The 3,856-nt window shown below is 70.6% G+C and carries 4 protein-coding genes; 3 read left to right on the top strand and 1 reads right to left on the bottom strand.

Going from position 1 to position 3,856, the window contains the following annotated elements; translation table 11 throughout:
* Together EAO76_RS25620 and EAO76_RS25615 are read left to right on the top strand one after the other, a co-directional pair.
* On the top strand, positions 1-289 hold a 289-nt coding region (locus EAO76_RS25620), incomplete at its 5' end, for an adenosylhomocysteinase (RefSeq protein WP_187438794.1).
* A gap of 192 nt (positions 290-481) precedes the next feature.
* Positions 482-1,093, top strand: a complete 612-nt coding sequence (locus EAO76_RS25615) for a hypothetical protein (protein WP_148838271.1) — start codon at positions 482-484, stop codon at positions 1,091-1,093.
* Between the two features lie 100 nt (positions 1,094-1,193).
* Here the strand turns inward: EAO76_RS25615 and EAO76_RS25610 are convergent, their stop codons facing one another.
* Positions 1,194-2,195: an RDD family protein gene (locus EAO76_RS25610; RefSeq protein ID WP_148838270.1), complete on the bottom strand. Its 1,002-nt coding sequence runs from the start codon at positions 2,193-2,195 to the stop codon at positions 1,194-1,196.
* Positions 2,196-2,319: 124 nt separating this feature from the next.
* Here EAO76_RS25610 and EAO76_RS25605 point away from each other — a divergent pair, with 124 nt between their 5' ends.
* A complete protein-coding gene (locus EAO76_RS25605; protein ID WP_148838269.1) occupies positions 2,320-3,327 on the top strand; it encodes a stage II sporulation protein M in 1,008 nt (335 codons plus the stop codon).
* Positions 3,328-3,856 lie beyond the last annotated feature (529 nt).

Raw genomic sequence — 3,856 nt, 5'->3', positions numbered from 1 at the left:
CGTGCTGTCCGAGGGCCGCCTGCTCAACCTCGGCAACGCGACCGGGCACCCCTCCTTCGTGATGTCCAACTCCTTCGCGGACCAGACGCTGGCCCAGATCGAGCTGTTCACCAAGCCCGAGGAGTACCCGACCGACGTCTACGTGCTGCCCAAGCACCTCGACGAGAAGGTCGCCCGCCTCCACCTCGACGCCCTCGGCGTCAGGCTCACCACGCTCCGCCCGGAGCAGGCCGCGTACATCGGTGTCGAGGTCGAGGGCCCGTACAAGCCCGACCACTACCGCTACTGACCCCACCCGCCGACGACCACCCCGGCACCGACCGGTGGTGACCACCCAGCCGGCCTCCACCGGTCGGTGACGACCGGCCGCCGACGACCGGAACGGTCTCAGCAGCAGTGACGAACGCAGGCCCCCGCACCCCCGTGTCGGGGGCCTGCGCCGTACCGCGCCCGCTCAGCCCGAGGACCCCAGAAGGACCCCATGCCCCGCGGCCGATATTCGCTCCACGATCTCCACGATCACACCCCCCTCGGCGAAGAGCACTTCCAATGCGCCCCCGGCCCCTCCGGCTGGCGCTACATCTCCCGGACCACCGCCCCGTCCGGTGATCACCTCGGCTCCGTCGACCTCACCCTCGACGAACTCGGCCGCCCCATCCGCCTCGAACTGCACGCCGCGAGCTGGCAGGTCCGCGGCGCCGCCCTCGAAGGCGTCACCTGGGTCCGCACCGACCCGACCGGCACCCATGCCACCGAAGGCAATGTCCCCGCCCACGCCTTCACCGGCACGTCCCCCGCGTTCCTCATCGCGACCGCACGACTGCTGCGTCTCACCCCCGGCTCGCCCGCGACCCGCGTACGCCTGGTCGCCTTCACGGATCCGGTCCTCGCACCCCGGACCGTCGACCAGTCCTGGGCCCTGGTGAACAGTGAAGCGCACACCACTGACAACGGCCCCCTGACCGTGGACGAATACCAGGTCAGCGCCCTGGACACCGGCGAGCGGCACACCGTTCACATCGCCGGTGACGTGGTCCTGGCAGCCCCCGGCATCGAGCTGGAGGACCTGGACTCCCCGCCCTCGTACGCCTGAGAGCAGCGGTCGGCCCCTCGGGCACACGGGGGAGTCCCCGGACCGGTGGTGGCCCTCGGGCGGCCGGCTCCCGGGCAGGCGGTCCTCGGGCGGGCAGCTCTCAGGCGGGCGGGGCGAACCCGGTGGCAGCGGGCGGCGACGTCCGGTCGTCCGCGCCCCCCGCGCCCCGCTCCGGCCCCTTCGCATCCGCGGACCGCCCCGACGCACCCGCCCCGAAGCCTTCCGCGACGGGCCCGGACACCACCGGCGCCCACCCGGAAGCCATACCTCCGGACTCACCGGAACCACCGGGACGCACGGCACTCTCCCGCGCACCGCTTTCCCGGGCACCATGCTCCCGGGCACTCTCCTGAGCCGCGGCGAACATCCGCCGTGCGTCCCGCGCCTGCCGCTCGTTCACCACCGCGGCCAGGTACGCCCCGGCCGGCACCCCCTCCGGCACCGGAACCCCGGTCCGCCCCGCCAGCTCCCCGGCCAGCCGCTCCGCCATCGCCCCGCCCACCTGCGCGTCGAGCTGGTGCATCCGGGTCAGGTACTGGCGGACGGCCAGCCACAGGGAATCCGGCACCCCCGACAGGTCCAGCCCCGCGAACCGCCCGACCAGCCACGGCGGCGGAGGCGGCACGGCAGCCGCCCGCGAGGCCGGCACCCGTTCCCGTACGACGAGCGTCCCCGCGAACACGTCCCCCAGCCGCCGCCCTCGGGCCGACACCAGCGAGGCGATGCAGGCGACGACCCCGAGCGTCAGCAGGATCTCGACGACCCCCACGGCCCCGCGCACCAGCGCGTGCCGGAACCGGATCGGCCCCCCGTCGTCCCGGACCACCCGCAGCCCGCACGCCAGCTTCCCCAGCGAACGCCCGTGGCTCAGCGTCTCCACCGCGATCGGGCCGCCCACCAGCACCAGCAGGAAACTCGCGACGGACACCGCCGCGAGCGCCGCGTCGTCCAGCGTCGCCGTCGCGACGGCCAGCCCGATCGACACCAGGACGAACGCCGCCCCCACCACGGCGAGATCGATGGTCACCGCCAGCGCCCGGCTCGGCAGTTTCGCCGGCCGCAGCCCCAGCACGACCGCGTCCCCGGTCACGAGCTCACTCATCGCCGCCCCATCCTTCGCCGATCCGTCCCTGCCCCTCGGGCCCTCAGTCTGCCAAGCTGGCCCGCAGCGCGCCGCCGCCGTAGTACGAACCCGTACGCACCCATGCCTGGAGCAGCAGCCGAACATGGATCTCGACGTATTCGTGACCGCCCACCGTGCCGAGTGGGACCGCCTGGACCAGCTCCTGCGTCGCGGGCGCCGCCTCACCGGCACGGAAGCCGACGAACTCGTCGAGCTCTACCAGCGCACGGCCACCCATCTCTCGCTCCTCCAGTCCAGCGCCCCGGACCCGATGCTCACCGCCCGACTGACCCAGCTCGTGGCGCGCGCCCGGTCCACGGTCACGGGAACCCGCCGAGCCTCCTGGCGCGATGTCACCCGCTTCCTCACCGTTGGTTTCCCCGCCGCGGTCTACCGCTCCCGGCACTGGTGGATACCCACGGCCGTGCTCTCCACGGTGCTGGCGGCGGTCATCGGCTGGTGGATCGGCACGCATCCGGAGGTCCAGTCGGCCATCGCGGCCCCCGACGACCTCCGCCGCCTCACCAGCCCCGGCGGGGAGTACGAGACGTACTACTCCAGCCACCCGGCCGCGTCGTTCGCCGCCCAGGTGTGGACGAACAACGCCCAGGCCGCGGCCATGTGCCTGGTCCTGGGCGCGTTCCTCTGCGTTCCGGTGATCTGGATTCTCTTCGTCAATGTGCTCAACCTCGGGGTCGGCATCGGCCTGATGTCCTCGGCGGGCCGACTCGACACCTTCATGGGGCTGATCCTTCCGCATGGCCTGCTCGAACTCACCGCCGTCTTCGTCGCCGCGGGTACGGGGCTGCGCCTCGGCTGGACGGTCATCGACCCGGGCCCGCACACCCGGCGCTCGGCCCTCGCCCAACAGGGCCGGGCCGCGATCGGCATGGCCATCGGCCTGGCCCTGGTCCTGTTCGTCTCGGGCGTGATCGAAGGCTTCGTCACCCCTTCCGGCCTTCCGACCTGGGGCCGCGTCACCATCGGCATCGTGGCGGAGCTGGCCTTCCTCGCCTACGTCTACGTCCTGGGCGGCCGAGCGGCACGCGCCGGCGAGAGCGGCGACGTCGAGGCCGCGGAACGCAGCGCCGAACTCCCCGTCGCCGCCTGATGTGCGTACGGCCCCGCTGACCTGCTAGTCTCCTCTTCGCCCAGGAAACTGTTGACACAGCGGATCTGGGGAGGTAGATTTTAACGGTTGCCTCGGACTGGACAAGTTCGGGCTCGACAGTTAGTCTCTACTTCGCTCTCACCGGAAATGGAATTTCCGCAGAGCCATCGATCCTCTTACTTCGAATCGTGAAGCCGATTTTTCGGCAGAATGTTTCTGGTAAAGTCTGGATCCGCCGAAAGGCAAAAGACCACTTCGACGGTCACCGAGAATTCGGAATCCGGTCCGGAAACGGAACGGGAAAAGGTTCTGGTAGAGTCGGAACCGCCGGAAAGGGAAAACGCGGAAGCGGAGGACCTGGAAGGCGAATCCCGCTGACCGGGAATCGGGTCCGAAAGGATCTGATAGAGTCGGAAACGCAAGACCGGAGGGAAAAGCCCGGAGGAAAGCCCGAGAGGGTGAGTACAAAGGAAGCGTCCGTTCCTTGAGAACTCAACAGCGTGCCAAAAGTCAACGCCAGATATGTTGA

The organism is Streptomyces sp. sk2.1, assembly GCF_008120935.1.
Taxonomy (GTDB): domain Bacteria; phylum Actinomycetota; class Actinomycetes; order Streptomycetales; family Streptomycetaceae; genus Streptomyces.
This window is presented reverse-complemented; position numbering and strand designations above follow the sequence as displayed.

What these genes read in the sequence shown, in the direction of transcription:
- EAO76_RS25605 (WP_148838269.1), top strand. Translation starts at nt 2,320, where the DNA reads ATGGATCTCGACGTATTCGTGACCGCCCACCGTGCCGAGTGGGACCGC.
- EAO76_RS25615 (WP_148838271.1), top strand. Translation starts at nt 482, where the DNA reads ATGCCCCGCGGCCGATATTCGCTCCACGATCTCCACGATCACACCCCC.
- EAO76_RS25610 (WP_148838270.1), bottom strand. Translation starts at nt 2,195, where the DNA reads ATGAGTGAGCTCGTGACCGGGGACGCGGTCGTGCTGGGGCTGCGGCCG.